Source organism: Streptacidiphilus melanogenes (genome assembly GCF_000787835.1).
In the GTDB taxonomy this organism is placed as follows: domain Bacteria; phylum Actinomycetota; class Actinomycetes; order Streptomycetales; family Streptomycetaceae; genus Streptacidiphilus; species Streptacidiphilus melanogenes.
Map to the genome: position 1 here is coordinate 181141 of NZ_BBPP01000005.1, position 17595 is coordinate 198735.

Below are 17595 nucleotides of genomic sequence, written 5' to 3' on the forward strand. Positions count from 1 at the left end.
TTCATGTCCTCGTCGTATCCCTTGCTGCCGCCCTCCGGCCCTGCCGCGCGGGCGTTATCCGCACCGGGGCCGCTCCGGAGGCGGACCGGGCCCGTGCCGACGGGCCATCGCAGGACCGTCGCGCTGTCGGCGGTCGTCGGCCTGGCACTGGCCGGAGCGCTCGGCGGCAACGTGGCGGCCGCGCAGGCCGCGAGCGCGTCCCCGTCCACGCCGGGCGGCGTGACCACCGCCTTCGTGGCCGACGCGGGGAGCAACTCCGTCTCGGTGGTCGACGTCGCCACGGGCGCGCTCAAGGCCACCGTCGCCGACGTGGGTTACGGCCCGCAGGGCGTGGCCGCGGCGCCGGACGGCGGGCACGTCTACGTGCCGAACATCGGCTCCAACAACGTCGCCGTCATCGACACCGAGACCGACACCCTGGCGGCCGACGTCGCCGTCGGCGCGAGCCCCACCGCCGCCGTCGTGAGTCCCGACGGCTCGCGGGTCTACGTGGCGAACCAGGGGACCGACACGGTCTCCGTGATCGACACCACGAGCGACGCCGTGGTGGGCACGGTCACCGTCGGCGCCGGTCCGGACGCCCTCGCGGTCAGCCCGGACGGGAGCCGGGTCTTCGTCGCGGACAGCGGCGGAGGCGGCGCGCTGTCGGTGATCGACACGGCCACGGACGCGGTGACCGGGACGCTGCCGTTGGGCGGCGTCCCGGTGGCCGTCGCGCCGACCCCGGACGGCTCCCGCCTGTACGTGGCGGAGCAGGGAGCGGCCTCGCTCTCCGTGGTCGACACCGGGGCCGCCGTCGTCGTCGACACCGTCGCCGTCCCCGCCGCACCGTACGCCCTCGCGCTGTCTCCGGACGGATCCCGGCTCTACCTCGCGGACGGTCCGGCGAACAGCGTGGCCGTGCTGGACACCGCGTCCGGGACGACCACGACGATCCCCGTGGGCGGCGATCCGCAGGGCATCGCGGTGACCCCGGACGGCTCTCGGGTGCTGGTCACCGACCTCGGCGCGGCCTCGGTCTCCACCATCGACGCCGGCGACGACCAGGTGGTGGGCGCCACCCCGGTCGGAGCGGACCCGGCCGGTGTGGCCGTCGCCCTGACCGTGCCCGCGCCCGTGGTGACCGGGGTCAGCCCGGCCTCGGGCCCGCCCGGAGGCGGCACCGCCGTCACCGTCGCGGGCAGCCACCTCTCCGGTGCGACCGGGATCGACTTCGGTCCGGGCAAGCCCGCCGCCTCCTTCTCCTGCGGTGACCAGAGCTGCACGGCTGTCTCCCCGCCCGGCGCGGTGGGGACCGTGGACGTCCGGGTCACCACCCCCGGCGGGACCAGCGCCACCAGCCAGGCGGACCAGTTCGCCTACACCGCCGCCGACGTGGGTGTCACCCTGGCGGCCACCCCCCGTCCCGCCCTCCTCGGCGGCTCGATCGTCTACACGGTCACGGTCACCGACCACGGTCCCTCCGCGCTGACCTCGGGCACGGTCAGCGCGCTGCTGCCCACGCCGATGGCGGGCAGCTCCGGCGACTGCGCGGTCAGCGGTCGCGGCGTCAGCTGCTCCGTCGGCCCCCTGGCCGTGGGTGCGAGCGCGACCCGGCAGTTCACCGTGCCGGTCGGCCTGCTCACTTTGGGGCTCCCCTACACGGTGACGGTCGGCCGCTCGGCCAGCAGCCCGGTCGACCTGAACCCGGCGAACGACTCGGCGAGCCGCAGCTGCACCGTGATCACCTCGCTGCTGATCAACTGCTCGTAGTCGGTGCGGCCCCGGGGCGGCCCGCGGAACGGCTCCCGGCACGGCTTCCGGGGCGGCGCGGCAGCCGTCCCGGAAGCCGGTCGCGTCGCCTCGTCGCCGCCCGGCCCGACCCGTGCGGCGCGCGGCCCGTGAGTGCACGCCCGAGGGCGGCGACACTGGGCGCGGCACCCCCGGGTGAGGCAGGATGAGAGGTGGCAAGCCGTAATCCCCGAAGGGAACCCCTGTCGTGAGCATCGACCCGTCCGCCATCCCCAACTTCGGCGGGCAGTCCCCGCAGCCTCCGCAGCCGCAGGGGCCGCCGCCGGTGATCGTTCCGGACGCGGAGCTGGTGAAGCAGCTGCTGGACCAGATGCAGCTGAAGCACGGCGTGGACGCCGAGGGCGACATCGTCGCGCCCTGGGAGGAGTTCCAGGTCTACTTCATGTTCCGTGGGGAGCAGAAGGAGCTCTTCGCGGTCCGTGCCTTCTACCAGCACGCGCACGAGCTCGCCGCGAAGACCGCGCTGCTCGAGGCGCTGGACGAGTGGAACCGCGAGACCCTGTGGCCGAAGGTCTACACGCAGACCACCGACGAGGGTGAGCTGCGCATCGTCGGCGAGACGCAGATGATCGTCGGCATGGGCGTGAACATCAACTACTTCGCGGCCATGGTCGTGAACTGGGTTCAGGCTGCCGTCACCTTCAACCAGTGGATCAACGAGCGCCTCGGCCTGGTCAAGGACGTGGACGACAAGCAGGCCGGCGACGAGGCCGACGGCGGCGCCGAGGACGGCGACTCCGCCGAGTCCTAATCTTGACCTTGCCTTTACATGACGCCTGCAACCGCTTGCGTAGGGTTCGGACTCTCTGGACTTGTTGAAAACGTCCAGTGATGACGAAGTGACGCGAGCGGAGCAGGTGGCGTGGGGCGCGTGGGGCGGATCAGGAACGGCATTGGCATAGCACTGCTGGCAGGTGCGGTCGCTTTCGGTGCGAGCGGCTGCGGGGGCACGGCCTCAGCGACGGCCGCCAAGGGATCGGACTCGTCGCCGGTCGCGAACGGCGGCGACCCGTCGGTGGGCGCGAAGGCGAGCCCGTCAGCGAGCCCCTCGCCGACCCACCCGGCGGGCCCCCCGGTCCAGCTGGACTCGATCTACCCCCTCAGCGGTGAGACCGTGGGCGTGGCGCAGCCCATATCCATCGTCTTCACCCACTCCGTCGCCGCCTCGGCTCGCAAGGCCGTCGAGCAGGCCCTGAAGGTGACCACCTCCGTGCCGATGACCGGTGCGTGGCACTGGTTCGGGGACCGCCGCGTCGACTGGCGTCCGCAGAACTACTGGGCGTCCGGGACCAAGGTCTCCGTCGACGCCGACCTGAACAACGTCACCGACGGCAACGGCCGCTGGGGCACGCACGACTACCACCACAGCTTCACCATCGGCGCCGACATCGAGACCAAGGTCAGCGTTCCCGGCCACTGGATGAAGGTCTACCGCAACGGCTCGCTGATCAAGACGATGCCGATCGACGCGGGCAGCCCGACCTTCCCGTCCTGGAACGGCACCATGGCCGTGATGGACAAGCAGCCCGAGGTCCGCATGACCTCCTGCAGCGTCGGCATCAGCTGCGACAAGAGCAGCCCCAACTACTACGACATCACCCTGCCCTGGGATGTCCACCTGACCCAGTCGGGCACCTACGTGCACTACTCCACCGGCGACCCGTACCCGGGCCACAGCTACGGCTCGCACGGCTGCGTGCACCTGTCGCTGGCCGACTCGAAGTGGTTCTACAACCTCACGCAGCCCGGCGACCCGGTCACCATCAGCGGCTCCTCGCGGGCCACCGTCGACGGTGACAACGGCTACGCCGCCTTCACGCTGAGCTGGTCCTCCTGGCTGTCGGGCAGCGCGGCGGGCGCGCTGCCGACGACGGTCGGCTGAGCCACCAACCGGAACCGGGCCTGAGCGCGGATCTCGGGCGGCAGGTCACGACGGCCGGTGCGGACTCGCACCGGCCGTTCCGTGTGCCTGGGCGTGCGGCTGGAGTGCCGCGTACTGGCGGCGCAGCGCGGCGGCGACCGGCGAGTCGGCGCCGTGCCGTGCCTCCGCCGTGCGCAGCGCGCTGCCGAGCAGCCCGAGCGCCTGGCTGATCCGCCCGGCGGCGAGCAGACGGCGGGCCTCGTCCACCGTCGCGGCGAGCAGGTCGGCCTCGGGACCGGGGAGCGGCGCACCGGCCGCGGGCCCGGCGATGGGCCCGGATGCGGAACCAGGGGCAGGACGGGGCGGAGGCGGCGGAGCTGCGAACGCCGGTGCCGAGTGCGGCGGCGCGTGTGGTGCCCAGTGCGGCGTCGACGCCGGTGCCGGCCGCGGTGGGACTGCGGCTGTGGTCGGCGACGCGGTCCGGTCCGGCCAGGGCGCGAAGGGCAGCCGGAAGGGCCGCGTCGGATCGCACGGGCCCTGCCCGGTGGGCGAGTTCCCCGGTGGTAGCTGGAGCAGCGGCGCCAGCGCCCGGTAGACGGCGTGCGCGTCGGCGGGCCGCTGCGCCGGATCCTTCTCCAGCAGCCGCAGCACCAGCGACTCCAGCGCCGTCGGCGTCTCCGGCCGCAGCCGACCCAGCGGGGTCGGCGGCTCGTACAGATGCCGGTGGAGCGTGCCGAGCGCCGACGAGCCCTCGAACGGGACGGTGCCGCTGAGCAGTTCGTGCAGTACGACGCCGAGTGAGTAGAGGTCGCTGGCCGGCCCGACCGCGTTGCCCATGGCCTGTTCCGGCGACATGTAGGCCGGGCTGCCGACCGGGGAGCCGGTCGCCGTGACGCGGGTCGTGTCCGCGCCCAGCACCGTGGCGACCCCGAGGTCGAGCACGACCAGCGTGCCGTCATGGCGCAGCATCAGGTTGCGCGGCTTCAGGTCCCGGTGGACGACCCCCGCCTCGTGCACGGCGGCCAGGACAGAGCACAGCTGCGCCGCCACGGCCACCGCCCACGGCCACGGATACGGGTCGTTCTCGGCGAGGTGGTCGGCCAGGTCGGTGCCACGGACGTACTGCATGACCAGGTAGAGCTCGTCCGCGTCCGTTCCGGCGTCGTGCACGGTGACCAGCCCGGGGTGGTCCACGCGCGCGGTGACCCGCGACTCGCGCTCGAACCGGCGGCGCAGCTCGTCGGTGTGCGTCCCGCCGGGCGTGGCGGCGCGCAGCAGCTTGACCGCGACCTCCCGGCCGAGCAGCCGGTCCTGGGCCGTCCAGACCTGGCCCATGCCGCCCTGGCCCACGAGCGCGGTCAGCTCGTACCGTCGGCCGAGGGTGCGGGCACCGGTGCCGGGTCGGGGGGTCGGGAAGGGGGCCGGTGCGGTCACGGGGCGGGCCGCTCGTGCCGGTGGAGCAGCGCGCTCAGTTCGTCGAGCTCCGCCTGGACCTGGCCGAGCGGGACGAGCGGCCCGAGCTGCGCCGCGGGCTCTGCCGGGGTCGCCGAGCCAGCCGAACCCGCCAGGGCCGAGGGACCCGAGGGACCCGCCGGATCCGAGGTGGGCCAGTGCGGGGCGGGGGACGCGTACGCCACCGGCTGCCGGTGCTCGGCCACGAGGTAGTAGACGGTGGAGGTCACGGTCAGCAGCATCAGGATCAGGATCCCGGCGTCGGACTCGCCGGTGTCGACGTTGTCCGGCGTCGAGATGACCATGTAGGCGCCCAGGGCCCACAGCAGCACCGTCGCCACCAGGACGACCCAGTCGACCGGTCGCCGTCGGACCAACGCGGCACGCACCAGCGGCACCCAGAGCAGCATGCCGATCGAGACGGTCGGGAGGCAGGTGAGGAAGACCCTGAGCAGGAAGAGGCCGACGCGGGCCGCGGTGGACCGCTCCGGCGGTACCACGGGGTGCCCGTAGGCGATCCAGCCCCCGGGCGGGGGAGGGTAGGCGTTCGGCTGGGCGGCGGCGTGGGGGCCGGGCCCCGGGTACCCGTACGCGTAGGGCTGCGGTGTGGCGGGCGGCGTGTACGGCGGCGTCGGGCCGGTGGCGGGGCCGTACATGTGCAGCTCCTGTGATCGGGCGCGGGTCGTCGGTAGCGTACCGTCGCCCGGGCCCGGCCCGGCAGGCCTCTCCGGTGGCTCTCCTGGCCACGTCACGTGGCCGGTTCCGCCTCGTCGGGCGCTGCTACTCACGCCTGGCCCACGCCTGGCCCAGGCCCACGCCTGGCCCACGCCTGGCCCAGGCCCACGCCTGGCCCACGCCTGGCCCACGCCTGGCCCACGCCGCGTTCACGCCCCGCCCGGACCGCCCTCCGCCAGGCCGTCGTAGAGGCCCTGGGCGAACTGCTCTCCCAGCCGCGCGGCTTGGTGCAGCGCCTGCTCGAACTCGGCGACGGCGCGGAAGCGCGCGCCGTAGCGTCGCTGCTCGGACAGCGGCAGGCGCGGCAGCTGGAGCCGGCGGGCGTCGAGGCGGGTGGACGTGCCCGTGAAGGTCGACGCCTGGCGGCTGTTCGCGGTGGAACGCAGGAAGCCGGCGAGGAACCACGGGTCGACCACGTCGGGTGCCGGGCGCAGCAGTTGGTGGCCGCGCTCCAAGGGCACCCCGGCTTCGGCCTCGGCCACGACGCGGATGCCGCCGCCCTCCTGGCCGTGCACCGGCACGACCACGTCCCCCGCGCGGGTCAGCGGCGCGTTGCCGGCGGCGGTGCCGGAGGTGCCGCCTCCGGCGGTGAGCAGGGAGAGCGCGCCCGCGCGGGCGAGCTCGCCGACGCTGGTAGCGGGCCACCCGCCGGGGCGCGCACCGCCGACGGCGGCCTCGACGACCTCACCGGTGGCGGGCAGCAGCGACGCCCGCCCGAGCGCGTCGACGAGCTGCTCGCGCAGCCCGTCGAGCCCGACGGCCCCGCCGTCCACGGCGGTCGGCGGCAGATGACGGGCCGGCGTGAGGTCGACCTCGTCGTCCAGCAGCTCGACGACGGGCACCACCCGGCTCACGCCGGGCCGCTCGACGCCCGGTCGTTCGGCACCTGCGCCTGCCCCGACCCCGGGTGCGGCCCCCATCGTCTCGGTCGGCTCCGTCCCCTGCACCTGTGCCCGGCGGCCCCGGGCCTGCGTCGCGCCCTGGGCCTGCGCCGCGTCCTGAGCGCGCGTCGCGCCCTGGGTCTGCGCCGTGCCCCCGGTTTGTGCCGCCCCTCCGGCCGCCTGCGCCACCGCCTGGGCGACGGAGCCGCCGGTCGGTGCAGCCTGCCCCGTGTGGGTCGTGCCCCCGGCATCGGCCGCCTGCTCCGCCGCGTGCCAGGCTGTCAGCGCGGCGTGGCGGGCCTCCGGCCAGGAGAGAGCGGCTGTTTCGACGAGCAGCAGGCCTTGCCCGGTGGGGGTGCCTGCGGCGGTCGGGCGACGCAGGATCCAGACGTGCAACGGGATCCCGTACGGCGGGGCGGCTCCGGCCGGGAGGGCGATGACGGCCCGTAGTGTGCCGCGGCGCAGCAGGTCGGCACGGATGCGGCGGCCGGACCGCCGGGATGCGGCGGCCGGAGGCATCAGCACCACGACGGTGCCGCCCTCGCGGGCATGCGCCAGCGCGTGCTGCACCCAGGCGAGTTCGGACTCGGTGCGCGGCGGCAGGCCGTACTCCCAGCGGGAGTCGTAGGCGAGCTCCTCGTGGCCCCAGTTCCGCTCGTTGAACGGCGGGTGGCACAGTACGACGTCGGCCCCTGGCGCGTGCGGCGGACGGCCGAAGGCGTCCGCCCGCAGGCTGTCGCCGGTCCGCACGTCCACCGATCCGCGCGGAACCGCCATGCCCCCGAGGCCCTGCGCGGCAAGCGTCAGGCGGAGTTCGGCGAGAGCCGCGAGCTCCGGCTCGGCGTCCTGGCCGCAGAGACGGGCGTCTGGGTTCCGCGTGCGGGCCGCTTCGAGGAGGCCGCCGAAGCCGCACGCCGGGTCGAGGACCTCGGTCGCCGAGCCGCCCAGATCGGCCATGAGCGCCGACAGTTCGGGCGGCGTCGAGGCGTACTGGCGTGAGACGGACTCGAGTTGACGGCCCAGCAGGAAGGCGAACGCCTCGGCGGGGCCGGCCTCCTCCGCCAGTTCGAGCCCCCTCGTCAACAGCGGGGTGCCCGCCGCCCCCGGATCGGGGCCCAGAGTGAGCGCGGAGCCGAGCCGGATCAGGGCGGCGGAGGGGCCGATCGGGTACTGCTCGACCTCCTGCCAGGCCCGTTCGCGCAGGGGGACCTGCGTGAGCTTGCCCTGGGCGCGCAGCCAGCCCTCCACCTCGGCGAGGTCGAACGTCGGGCTGCTGGGCGTGCCGCCGACGGGTTTGGGGAAGTCGGCGTGACGCCGGCGCCAGTTGCTGACCGCGGCCGGGCCGACCCCCGCCAGGCGGGCGATCGCCGTGGCGGTCACCTCGGCCTGTCGCGGCGGCTGCTGTGCGGGCTGACGGGCCTTGCGCGGCTGGGCCATCTCACGCCTCCTTCGGGATCCCCCCGTGGATCCGCGGCGATCATACACACCGAACCTTGATTTCACGCTTCACACACATGACCCGTGTTGACTGACTTAACAGCTCATGCTGTGATTCTCTCGCTGCACACGAGAAGCGCTCGATGCGAGCGCTCACGGCGTGTGTTCTGCGCCCTCACCTGCCATCCCCCAGCTCGGAAGAGGCGTCCCGCCATGACCCCCCACGTTCGTCGCGTGCTCGCCGCCGCTCTGTGCGCCGGAGCCGCCCTGGCCCTGACGGCCTGCTCCTCCGCCGGCGGCACGGCGACCGCCGGCACGGCCGCTCCGGCTGCCGCCACGTCGTCGCCCACCGCCACGGCGGACCCCGACGCGGGCCTGCCCGACGGCACCAAGATGACCGGCTGGCTGCTGCCCGCGAGTGCGGTCCCGACCCTCAAGGCCGACAGTCAGGCCGCGGAGAACTCCGCCGACACCTACGTGAAGCCGACCGACACGACGATCCCCAGGGCGAAGGCCTGCGACCAGCTGGGCGCGACGAACTGGATGGAGGCGGGCGGAATCGGCCCTTCGTCCACCGCGGGCGACGACTTCGCCGACGAGTACGGCAACGAGTACTACCAGCAGCTCAACGCCTATCGGACGACCCGTGCCGCACAGGAGTTCGCCGCCCTGACGAAGGTCTTCGCCGAGTGCAAGGCCTTCCCTGCCAAGGTCGCCGGCAACTCCTACACGATGCACCTCAAGACCAGGACCCTCACCGGCCTCGGCGACGAGGCCGTCGAGGCGGTCATGTCCTCGCCCGACATCCAGGGCGGTACGACGCTGGTCGTGATCCGCTCGGGCAAGATCCTGGTCACGACGATGTACGACGACCAGAACGGCAGCGGCGCCAAGGCGCTGACCCTGGCGCGCCGCCTGCTGAAGAACGTCCCCGCGGCACCGGCCGACGCCGGCTGACGGCTCGGTCGACCGTCCTGAGCGCACGGGGGTAGCGCTCAGGACGGTTGCCGCCGCGGGGGCTCGTCGGCCCCGCGCGGGCTACGGCAGCAGCACCGTCTTGCCGACGGTCTCGCGTCGCTCGATCGCCCGGTGTGCGGCGTCGGCGTCCGGGAGCGGGAACGTCGCGCCGACGAACGGCCGCAGCCTGCCCGCCGCCGCCAGGCCGAGCGCCGTACGCGTCTGCCGCAGCTGCGCCTCGGGGCCGCGCGGCCCGACCGGCGGGCCCCAGTAGGAGAGCACCTCGACGCCCCGCCCCGCCGCCTCCTCCGCGCCCAGCTCGGTGACCGCCCCGGAGGCGAAGCCGAAGGTCACGAACCGCCCACCCGGACCCAGCAGTTCGAAGGCCTCCCGCCCCACGCTGCCGCCCACGCCGTCGAAGACCACGCTCACCTTCGCGGCCCCCAGCGCGGCCGACCAACCGGGAGCACCGTAGTCCAGCACCGTGTCCGCCCCGAACTCCTCGGCCAGGCGCAGCTTCCGCGAGCCACGGGCCAGCCCGATCACCCGGGACGCCCCCGCCGCGCGGGCCAGTTGGAGCAGCAGCACCCCCACCGCCCCAGCCGCCGACTCCACCAACACCACGTCGTCCGGGCCGACGCCCGCGAGTTCGTCCAGCGCCACCGCGGTCCGCCCGGTGCCCAGCAGCGAGACGGCCTCGGCCGCGCTCAGGCCGTCGGGGACGGGATGAGCCGCCGCCGCGTCCAGCACGGCGAGCTCCGCGTAGCCGCCCGCCCGAGGAGTCTGCCCAGCGACCAGGCTCCCGAGCAGAGCCGGGTCCGCGCCCGTTCCGACGGCCACCACCTCGCCTGACACCTCCCGGCCCGGCGTCCAGGGCAGCGCGGCGGGCGCGAGCGGCGTTCCCGCCAGCGCTCCGGAGCGGACCTGTGTCTCGACGAACTGCACCCCGGCGGCCGCGACCCGCACCAGCACCTGCCCGTCCCCGGGCTCCGGATCCGTCACGGCCTCCAGCCGCAGCACCTCCGGCCCGCCGTACTCCCGCAGCACGCTCGCCCGCACGGTCCACTCCCTCGACTCGAATCGTCCTCGTCCCGCTACCGATGCCCGAGGCTAGGCGGGACCGCGCGGCTGCCGCCTCGGTCCGCGGTCGCAGTCCGCCTCCGCCTTTGCGCCTCCGCCGCTGCACGTTCGCGTCTGCGCCTCCGCCTTTGCGCCTCCCCTGTCGGTCCCGCCGTTCCGGCCACGTCCACGGAATCCGATCACCGGCGTGAACCGACCGCCTATGCTGCGGTCATGAGCGACAGGCCGCTGCTGAACCGCCGACTGGCGGGCATGGGGACGACGATCTTCGCGGAGATGTCCGCGCTCGCCACCGCCACGGGCTCGATCAATCTGGGCCAGGGCTTCCCGGACACCGACGGTCCGCGCGAGATCGCCCAGGCCGCGGCCGACGCGGTGCTGGCGGGGCGGGGCAACCAGTACCCGCCGGGGCCCGGCATCCCGGAGCTGCGCGCCGCGATCGCCGAACACCAGCGGCGCTTCCACGGCCTCGGCTACGACCCCGACACCGAGGTGCTGGTGACCGCCGGCGCGACCGAGGCCCTCGCCGCCGCGCTGCTGGCCCTGCTGGAGCCGGGCGACGAGGTGATCGCCTTCGAGCCGTTCTACGACTCCTACGCCGCCTGCATCGCCATGGCCGGGGCCACCCGCGTGCCCCTGACGCTGCGCGCGCCGTCCTTCCGTCCGGACCTGGACCGGCTCCGTGCGCTGATCACGCCGCGCACCCGGCTGCTGCTGCTCAACTCCCCGCACAACCCGACCGGCATGGTGCTGACCGGCGACGAGCTCGCCGCCATCGCCGCACTTGCCGTCGAGCACGACCTGCTGGTCGTCACGGACGAGGTCTACGAGCACCTGGTCTTCGCCCCGGCCGCGCACCGGCCGCTCGCCTCGTTCCCTGGCATGCGCGAGCGGACGGTCTCCATCTCCTCGGCCGGCAAGACCTTCTCCTTCACGGGCTGGAAGGTCGGCTGGGTCACCGGCACGCCCGAGCTCGTCGCCGCGGTCCGCACCGCCAAGCAGTACCTGACGTACGTCAGCGCCGGCCCCTTCCAGTACGCCGTCGCGGACGCGCTCCGCCTGCCGGACTCCTACTTCACCACCCTCCGCGCCGACCTCACGCGCAAGCGCGACCTCCTCGCGGACGGCCTGCGCGCAGCGGGTTTCGAGGTCTACGAACCCCAGGGCACGTACTTCATCACCACCGACATCGCCCCCTTCGGGGAGAAGGACGCCTACGCCTTCTGCCGCGAACTCCCGGCCCGCTGCGGCGTGGTGGCCATCCCCAACTCCGTCTTCTACGACGACCCCGACGCGGGCCGCTCCCAGGTGCGCTTCACCTTCTGCAAGCAGGACCACGTCCTGGAGGACGCCGCCTCCCGCCTCGCCGCGCTGCATTGAGACCGGCCACTGAGACCGGCCCGCGCTGCGTCAGCGGGCGATGTTGTCCGCGGGCGCACCGGCCACCTCGGAGGTGGCCACCGGGGTGGCCGGGGCGGTGCTGTGGGGGCGGCGAACGGCGAGGAGGACGAGCAGGCCGGCGACGAGGCCGGTGATGCCCGCCGTCAGGAAGACGGGGTGGAGGCCGGCGGCGAAGGCCGAGCGCGCGGAGTGGCCGTGGGCGTGCTGCTGGAAGATCGTGCCGAGGACGGCGATGCCGAGGGCGTAGCCGAGCTGCCGGGAGGTGTTGAGGGCGCCGGAGGCCATGCCCGCGCGCTGCGGCGCGACGGAGCCCAGGGCGGTCGCCATCAGCGTCGGGGTGGACAGGCCGACGCCGACGCCGGTGACGAGCATGCCGGGCAGCAGCGCGGACCAGCCGGAGGTCGCGGAGACGGCGGTGAGCAGCAGCGTGCCGGTACCGATGAACAGCAGGCCCACACCGATGGGGAGTTGCGGCGGGAACCGGTGCAGGGAACGGCCGGTGGCCAGGGCGACGACGAAGGCGGTCGCGGCCATCGGCGAGACGGCCAGACCCGCGTCCAGGGGTGAGAGGCCAAGGGCCTGCTGGAGCCAGAGCGAGGTGTAGGTCAGCTCGGCGAACGCCGCCGCGTTCATCAGCAGGCCGCCGACCAGCAGGCCCGTGAAGCTGCGGTTGCGCAGCAGCGACAGGTCCAGCAACGGGCGGCGGACCCGCAGTTCGACCACGGTGAAGACGATCAGCGCGGCGGCGGCGCCGCTCAGGGAGACCTGGACGACCGTGCTGCCCCAGCCGTGGCTTCCGCTCTCGATCAGTCCGTAGGTCAGCGCTGCGGCGAAGACGGTGAAGGCGAGTGCCCCGGCCGCGTCCACGCGGCCCTCGACGGCCTGCGGACGCGGCAGCCTCAGGCCCTTGCCCAGCGTCATGGTGAGCGCGACGGCCGCGATCGGCAGGTTGACCAGGAAGATGGAACGCCAGCCGAACTGGTCGGTGAGCAGCCCGCCGAGGACGGGGCCGACGGCGGCGGCCGCGCCGTTGACGGCGCCCCAGACGCCGAACGCGGCGCCCCGGTCGCGCCCCTGGTAGGCGCCGGCTATCAGGGCCGTGGTGGAGGTCATCATGGCGGCCCCGCCGACGCCCTGGACGGCGCGGGCGGTGATGAGCGTGGCCGCGTCCGGGGCGAGCGCGCACACGAGTGAGGCGGCCGCGAAGAGCACCAGGCCGGAGAGGTAGAGCCGGCGGTGGCCGAGCCGGTCCCCGAACGAGCCGCAGACCATCAGCAGCGCGGCCAGCGTCAGCGCGTAGATGTCCACCACCCACTGCAGGGAGGTGAACGACGAGTTCAGGTCGGCGGACATCTTGGGAAGGGCGACGTTCACGATGCTGACGTCGACGAGCAGCATGAAGGCGCCGAGGCAGATGGCTGTGAGCGGTATCCACTTACGCACGGTGGGCTCCGGTTGAAAGGACTGGGCTTGGGTCGGTCACGGGATCGGGTCGGGCCCGCGGCGCCGGGTGAGGCGCCCCACGGGCGTGCCCCTGCGTGCCGCGGGGCTGACCGGTCTGATCCACAGGACCGGCCCTGGGTCTCAGCGTGCGCCCGGTCGGGGTCACAGGCCCCGCCATCACCCGCTGCTGCGGTGGATCTCGACATTCCGTAGCCTGGGAGGGTGGAATCCGACATCGCCACCACGGTACGCGGCGGCGCCTTCGACCCGCTCGACCGCCAGTTGATCCAGGCGCTGCAGCTCGACGCGCGGGCGCCCTTCAGTCGTCTCGCCGAGCTGCTCGGCGTCTCCGACCAGACCGTCGCCCGGCGCTACGCCCGACTGCGGTCCACCGGGCTCCGCGTGCTGGGCCTCAGTTCGCCGGAGGCCCTCGGCGAGGTGCGCTGGATGGTGCGGGTGCAGTGCGCGCCCGCGGCGGCCATGGACCTGGCCGAGGCGCTGGCCCGGCGCCCGGACACGGCCTGGGTCAACGTCTGTTCCGGTGGCGCGGAGATCAACTGCTCCACCCGGGCGCACCCGGACCGCCACGACGACCTGCTGCTGCAGCGCCTGCCGCGGACGTCGGCCGTGGTGGGCATCGTCGCGCACTGCGTGCTGCACACCTACTTCGGCGGGGCGCAGAGCCTCGCGCTCAAGTCCGGTGCGCTGGACGCCGAGCAGGTCGCGTGGCTGCGCGCGCAGTCCGGTGCGCCGGAGGTCGCGCCGGGCTCGTCCACGCCGGGACTGCCGATGGCGCTGGACGACGGCGACCGGCGGCTGTTCGCCGCGCTGGGCGCCGACGGCCGCGCCGGCTTCCCCGAACTCGCCGCCGCCACGGGCTGGTCGGCCAGCACGGTGCGCCGCCGGATGGACGAGCTGTACCGCTGCGGGGCGCTCTACTTCGACCTCGACCTCGACTGGCGGCGCTTCGGCGTGCAGGCGGTCACGGAGCTCTGGCTCGACGTGGCTCCGGCCGAACTGGCGGCCACGGGCGAGGCGTTGGCCACGCACCCGGAGATCGGCTACGTCGCGGCCGTCACCGGGCCGAGCAATCTCAACGCCGTCGTGCTCGGCGCTGACGTGTCGGCCCTCTACACCTATCTGACCACCAGGATCGCCGCGTTGCCCGCGGTGCGGCGGATCGAGTCGGCGCCGGTGATGCGCACCGTGAAGGGCCCGGGGCCCTTGGTCACGCCGGTGCGGCCGAGCCGTCCGCGAACGGTGCGCCCGCGCGCGGCACGCCCGTCACGGCGAGCCGAAAGCTGACGGAGCCGAAGCTCACCCGGTCGCCCGCACGCACGGGAACCGTGCCGATCACCCGCCAGCCGTTGACCTGGGTCCCGTTGGTCGAGCCCAGGTCGCGCAGCAGCCAGATGCCGCCTTCGAGCCGCAGTTCGGCGTGGACGCGGGAGACCGACTCGTCGCCGAGCTTGAGATCGCAACCGGGCAGCCGTCCGATCTTCACCGGCCCGGCCGGGTTGCGCGGCAGCGGCAATGCGGGCAACTGCGGCGTGCGCCAGGCGTTGTCGAGGCGCACCTTGAGGGTGGCGACAGCCTCGACGGCCCGGGTCAGGGCGCGGGTGAACGGCCCGTCGCTGGGCAGGTCCGCGGTGAGGGCGTCGAGTTCGTGCCGGGCGCGGGCGGCGAAGGCCAGCTCCATCCGGCGCAGGAAGGTGTCGTGGGAGAGCCGCCCCTGCACGGCGTGCTCGCGCAGGCGGTCGACCACCCGCTCCCGGTCCGAATCGGAGAGGCGCTCGCCGGGCAGGTGCTCCTCCGGTGGGCTGTCCGGAAGGAGTTCGTCCATGCGGAGTACGGCGGTACGCGGTTCCGGTTGCGGTCGCGCGGCGGGGTTGCTCATGGAGCAGATTGTCATCTCTGCCGCCGGGCCCGTCCAGATCCGTCGAAGGAGGGAGCGGGCGCGGTCGGGCTGACGACCCATGGCTCCGTTCGGGTGGCACACGGACGGGTGATCCTGAGGGTCCGAAAAATGCCGGATATGCCCACAGAATGATCGCCCGGCACATGTCACCGAGATCGCAGGTGAGTTCACCGGGAATCGCGGCACGTCAAAGCCGTCTTCGCCAGGATGCCAGGAAACTCGTTCCATTTGCGGGTCGGATGGGGGACCGGTGGCGAAAATGGGTAAATCCCCTACGGACACGGAGCATTCGTGCTTCGCTGCTCCCTGAGTCCCCGAATGTCTCTCCGCCGCGGTGCCCCTTCGGTCCGTTCATGCCATTCATGCCGTTGACATGTCACTTCTTTGCCGTGTCGCGCCGTGACACGGCATGCCGGGGCCGCGCCCCGGCGTTGTCGAGTGACCCGAGTACGCGGAGCCGAGAATGCTCACCACTCTCAATACGACCTACACCGACACCCGTGCCGGAGATCTGGCTTGGTGCCTGGGGAGCGGCCTGCTCCCTGCGCTCGCCGTGCTCGACCTCGAACTCGGCCCGGGCGGCCTTCAGCTGCGCCTTCTCGGCGCCTCCCACCAGGTCGTCCTGGACCAGAGCGAGCAGGGGCAGGACGCCTGTGTGGAGACGGTCGCCTGCATGCCGGGCCGCCGCACGCCGCTCCCGGCCCGCGCCGCGGAGCACGTGCGGGGCTGGGAGTACGAATTCGCTGCACGCATCGAAAAACTGACGAAACATGATTTCGACTGCCGGGCCCAGGAGTTGCTGGCCCTGGTCGAGAACCACCCGCACGGGCTGGCCGGTGTCTTCCCCGGCGACCCGAATGCGTTCACCGCGCTGCTCGCCGGCGGTGACGAGGAGGGCATCCTGTGGCGCACCTGGCACGCCTATCCGCAGGAGGGTCGCTTGGTGTGCACGCGATCGACTTTGCGGCGCCGGGACTGGTAGCCCGGACAACTCGTCGGATGATTGGGTCAGGTGTCCGCAACGTCAATGTGACGATGTGCGGATCACCCGTCCGGGCGCAGAACCCGGACGGGTCCGTCGCCTAGCGTTTCTGCGTGATCAACCCCACCCCTCGAGCCGCCCGTTTGCTGGTGCTGCTTGCGGCCTTCGTGTGCGCCGCCTGCGGGTTGGTCTACGAGCTGGAACTGGTCGCCCTCGGCAGCTACCTGTTGGGCGACTCCGTCACCGAGGCCTCCGTCGTCCTCTCCGTCATGGTCTGCGCCATGGGCGTCGGCTCCCTGCTGGCCAAACGGTTCACTCTGCGGCCGGCCGCCTCCTTCGCCGTGGTGGAGAGCCTGCTCGCGCTCGTCGGCGGCCTCTCCGTGATCGGCCTCTACGGCTGCTATGTCTGGCTCGGCCACTACCAGGCCGCCCTGGTCGGCTTCGCCTCCCTCATCGGTCTGCTGATCGGCGCCGAGATCCCGCTGCTGATGACGCTGATGCAGCGCATCCGCCGGCAGGAGGCGGGCCGCGCGGTCGCCGACCTGTTCGCCGCCGACTACGTCGGCGCGCTCGTCGGCGGGCTCGCCTTCCCGTTCCTGCTGCTGCCCACCCTCGGCCAGCTGACCGGAGCGCTGCTGACCGGCGTCGTCAACACCGTCTCCGGCGGGCTGATCGCCTTCTGGCTGTTCCGTGCCGAGCCGGCGCGGCGGGAGCGGCTGCTGCTCGGACTCTGCAGCGGGGCGGTGGTCCTGGTGCTCGGCGTCGCCTGGGCCGGCAGCGGCGCGTTCGAGCGCGCCGCACAGCGACGGCTGTACGGGGCGCCGGTCCGCGTCAGCGCGCAGAGCAGGTTCCAGCAGATCATCCTCACCGGGGGACCGGGCGGCCCCGGTGGGGGCGAGGACGCGGCCCGTCTCTACCTCGGCGGCCGCCTCGCCGTCTGCGGCCGCGACCAGGCCGCCTACCACGCGGCCCTCACCGACCCGGCACTGAGCGGCGGCCGCCGGGCGCGGGTCCTCGTCCTCGGCGGCGGCGACGGCCTGGCGGCCCGTCACATCCTCGACACGCCAGGCGTCGCCCGGGTCACCGTCGTCGACCAGGACCCGGTCCTGCTGCGCCTCGCCACCGAGGATCCGGTGCTGCACTCCCTGAACGGCGGCGCGTTGGACGATCCGCGGGTGCAGACCGTGACCGCGGACGCCTTCGGCTGGCTCCGCACCGCGCCGCTTCAGGAGCACCCCTACGACGTCATCGTCGCCGATCTGCCCTCGGCCGGGCTCGACGCGGCGGACAAGCTCTACACCCGCGAGTTCTACGGCCTGGTCCGCCGGATGCTCGCGCCCGGCGGCCGTCTGGTCGTCCACGCGGGCGACCGCCTCTGGTCCGTCGCGGACACCGTCCGCGCGGTGGGCCTCACCCCGTACGGCTACGAAGCGGTCGGCCGTGACGCGGCCGCGTGCGGCGAGCCGGCGACGGGAGACGCCTCGTGGCACTTCGTGCTGGCCTCGGCTGCGCCCCTGGCCCCTGGCTCACTGCGCGGCGTGAAGCGTCTGCGGGAACCCTCGGACGCGCCGCAGCGCGTCGCGACCCTGCTGGGGCCGCTCTGAGGGGAGGCCGACGGCCGGGGTGCGACATCCCCGCGTGATCCCCGCGTGCGAAT

The 17595-nt window shown here is 73.6% G+C and carries 13 protein-coding genes and 1 pseudogene; 8 read left to right on the forward strand and 6 right to left on the reverse strand.

Annotated features, from left to right (window positions below):
- The first annotated feature begins 93 nt into the window (after window positions 1–93).
- From TR49_RS08220 to TR49_RS08230, 3 genes are all read left to right on the forward strand, one after another.
- Window positions 94–1752, forward strand: a complete 1659-nt coding sequence (locus TR49_RS08220; protein ID WP_052434108.1) for a YVTN family beta-propeller repeat protein — start codon at window positions 94–96, stop codon at window positions 1750–1752.
- Window positions 1753–1978: 226 nt separating this feature from the next.
- Window positions 1979–2542, forward strand: a complete 564-nt coding sequence (locus TR49_RS08225; RefSeq protein ID WP_042378851.1) for a type III secretion system chaperone family protein — start codon at window positions 1979–1981, stop codon at window positions 2540–2542.
- 120 nt (window positions 2543–2662) lie between these two features.
- The gene (locus TR49_RS08230) at window positions 2663–3673 is read left to right on the forward strand and encodes a L,D-transpeptidase (RefSeq protein WP_042378853.1); all 1011 of its coding nucleotides are present in this window, start codon (window positions 2663–2665) and stop codon (window positions 3671–3673) included.
- A gap of 105 nt (window positions 3674–3778) precedes the next feature.
- Here TR49_RS08230 and TR49_RS40750 read toward each other — a convergent pair.
- From TR49_RS40750 to TR49_RS08245, 3 genes and pseudogenes are all read right to left on the reverse strand, one after another.
- Window positions 3779–5014, reverse strand: a pseudogene (locus tag TR49_RS40750) (serine/threonine-protein kinase); the annotation flags it as partial.
- Window positions 5015–5082: 68 nt separating this feature from the next.
- Complete coding sequence (locus TR49_RS08240) at window positions 5083–5760, reverse strand: hypothetical protein (RefSeq protein WP_042378854.1); 678 nt, start codon at window positions 5758–5760, stop codon at window positions 5083–5085.
- Window positions 5761–5988: 228 nt separating this feature from the next.
- Complete coding sequence (locus tag TR49_RS08245; RefSeq protein WP_042378855.1) at window positions 5989–8157, reverse strand: N-6 DNA methylase; 2169 nt, start codon at window positions 8155–8157, stop codon at window positions 5989–5991.
- Window positions 8158–8370: 213 nt separating this feature from the next.
- On the opposite strand from TR49_RS08245, the gene TR49_RS08250 reads away from it, so the two are divergent.
- The gene (locus TR49_RS08250; protein ID WP_152627127.1) at window positions 8371–9114 is read left to right on the forward strand and encodes a hypothetical protein; all 744 of its coding nucleotides are present in this window, start codon (window positions 8371–8373) and stop codon (window positions 9112–9114) included.
- 81 nt (window positions 9115–9195) lie between these two features.
- Here the strand turns inward: TR49_RS08250 and TR49_RS08255 are convergent, their stop codons facing one another.
- Window positions 9196–10173: a zinc-binding dehydrogenase gene (locus TR49_RS08255; RefSeq protein ID WP_042378861.1), complete on the reverse strand. Its 978-nt coding sequence runs from the start codon at window positions 10171–10173 to the stop codon at window positions 9196–9198.
- 234 nt (window positions 10174–10407) lie between these two features.
- Between TR49_RS08255 and TR49_RS08260 the strand changes: the two genes are divergently transcribed.
- Entirely contained in the window at window positions 10408–11574 is a 1167-nt protein-coding gene (locus TR49_RS08260) for a pyridoxal phosphate-dependent aminotransferase (RefSeq protein ID WP_042378863.1), read from the forward strand.
- 30 nt (window positions 11575–11604) lie between these two features.
- Here TR49_RS08260 and TR49_RS08265 read toward each other — a convergent pair whose 3' ends face one another.
- The gene (locus tag TR49_RS08265; RefSeq protein ID WP_042378866.1) at window positions 11605–13038 is read right to left on the reverse strand and encodes an MFS transporter; all 1434 of its coding nucleotides are present in this window, start codon (window positions 13036–13038) and stop codon (window positions 11605–11607) included.
- Window positions 13039–13260: 222 nt separating this feature from the next.
- Between TR49_RS08265 and TR49_RS08270 the strand changes: the two genes are divergently transcribed.
- On the forward strand, window positions 13261–14343 hold the full coding sequence (locus TR49_RS08270) for an Lrp/AsnC family transcriptional regulator (RefSeq protein ID WP_042378870.1): 1083 nt from the start codon (window positions 13261–13263) through the stop codon (window positions 14341–14343).
- On the opposite strand, the gene TR49_RS08275 is transcribed toward TR49_RS08270, so the two are convergent.
- Window positions 14267–14935: an FHA domain-containing protein gene (locus TR49_RS08275; RefSeq protein ID WP_439654089.1), complete on the reverse strand. Its 669-nt coding sequence runs from the start codon at window positions 14933–14935 to the stop codon at window positions 14267–14269. The genes TR49_RS08270 and TR49_RS08275 overlap by 77 nt on opposite strands.
- 484 nt (window positions 14936–15419) lie before the next feature.
- Between TR49_RS08275 and TR49_RS08280 the strand changes: the two genes are divergently transcribed.
- On the forward strand, window positions 15420–15938 hold the full coding sequence (locus tag TR49_RS08280) for a DUF2617 family protein (protein WP_042378876.1): 519 nt from the start codon (window positions 15420–15422) through the stop codon (window positions 15936–15938).
- A 113-nt stretch (window positions 15939–16051) separates the two neighbouring features.
- On the forward strand, window positions 16052–17542 hold the full coding sequence (locus tag TR49_RS08285) for a polyamine aminopropyltransferase (RefSeq protein ID WP_174501557.1): 1491 nt from the start codon (window positions 16052–16054) through the stop codon (window positions 17540–17542).
- The last annotated feature ends 53 nt before the right edge of the window (window positions 17543–17595 follow it).

Excerpts from the sequence above, each read along its gene's own strand:
- TR49_RS08275 (WP_439654089.1), bottom strand. The coding sequence starts at position 14,935 with ATGAGCAACCCCGCCGCGCGACCGCAACCGGAACCGCGTACCGCCGTA.
- TR49_RS08260 (WP_042378863.1), top strand. The coding sequence starts at position 10,408 with ATGAGCGACAGGCCGCTGCTGAACCGCCGACTGGCGGGCATGGGGACG.
- TR49_RS08245 (WP_042378855.1), bottom strand. The coding sequence starts at position 8,157 with ATGGCCCAGCCGCGCAAGGCCCGTCAGCCCGCACAGCAGCCGCCGCGA.
- TR49_RS08250 (WP_152627127.1), top strand. The coding sequence starts at position 8,371 with ATGACCCCCCACGTTCGTCGCGTGCTCGCCGCCGCTCTGTGCGCCGGA.
- TR49_RS08240 (WP_042378854.1), bottom strand. The coding sequence starts at position 5,760 with ATGTACGGCCCCGCCACCGGCCCGACGCCGCCGTACACGCCGCCCGCC.
- TR49_RS08280 (WP_042378876.1), top strand. The coding sequence starts at position 15,420 with ATGCTCACCACTCTCAATACGACCTACACCGACACCCGTGCCGGAGAT.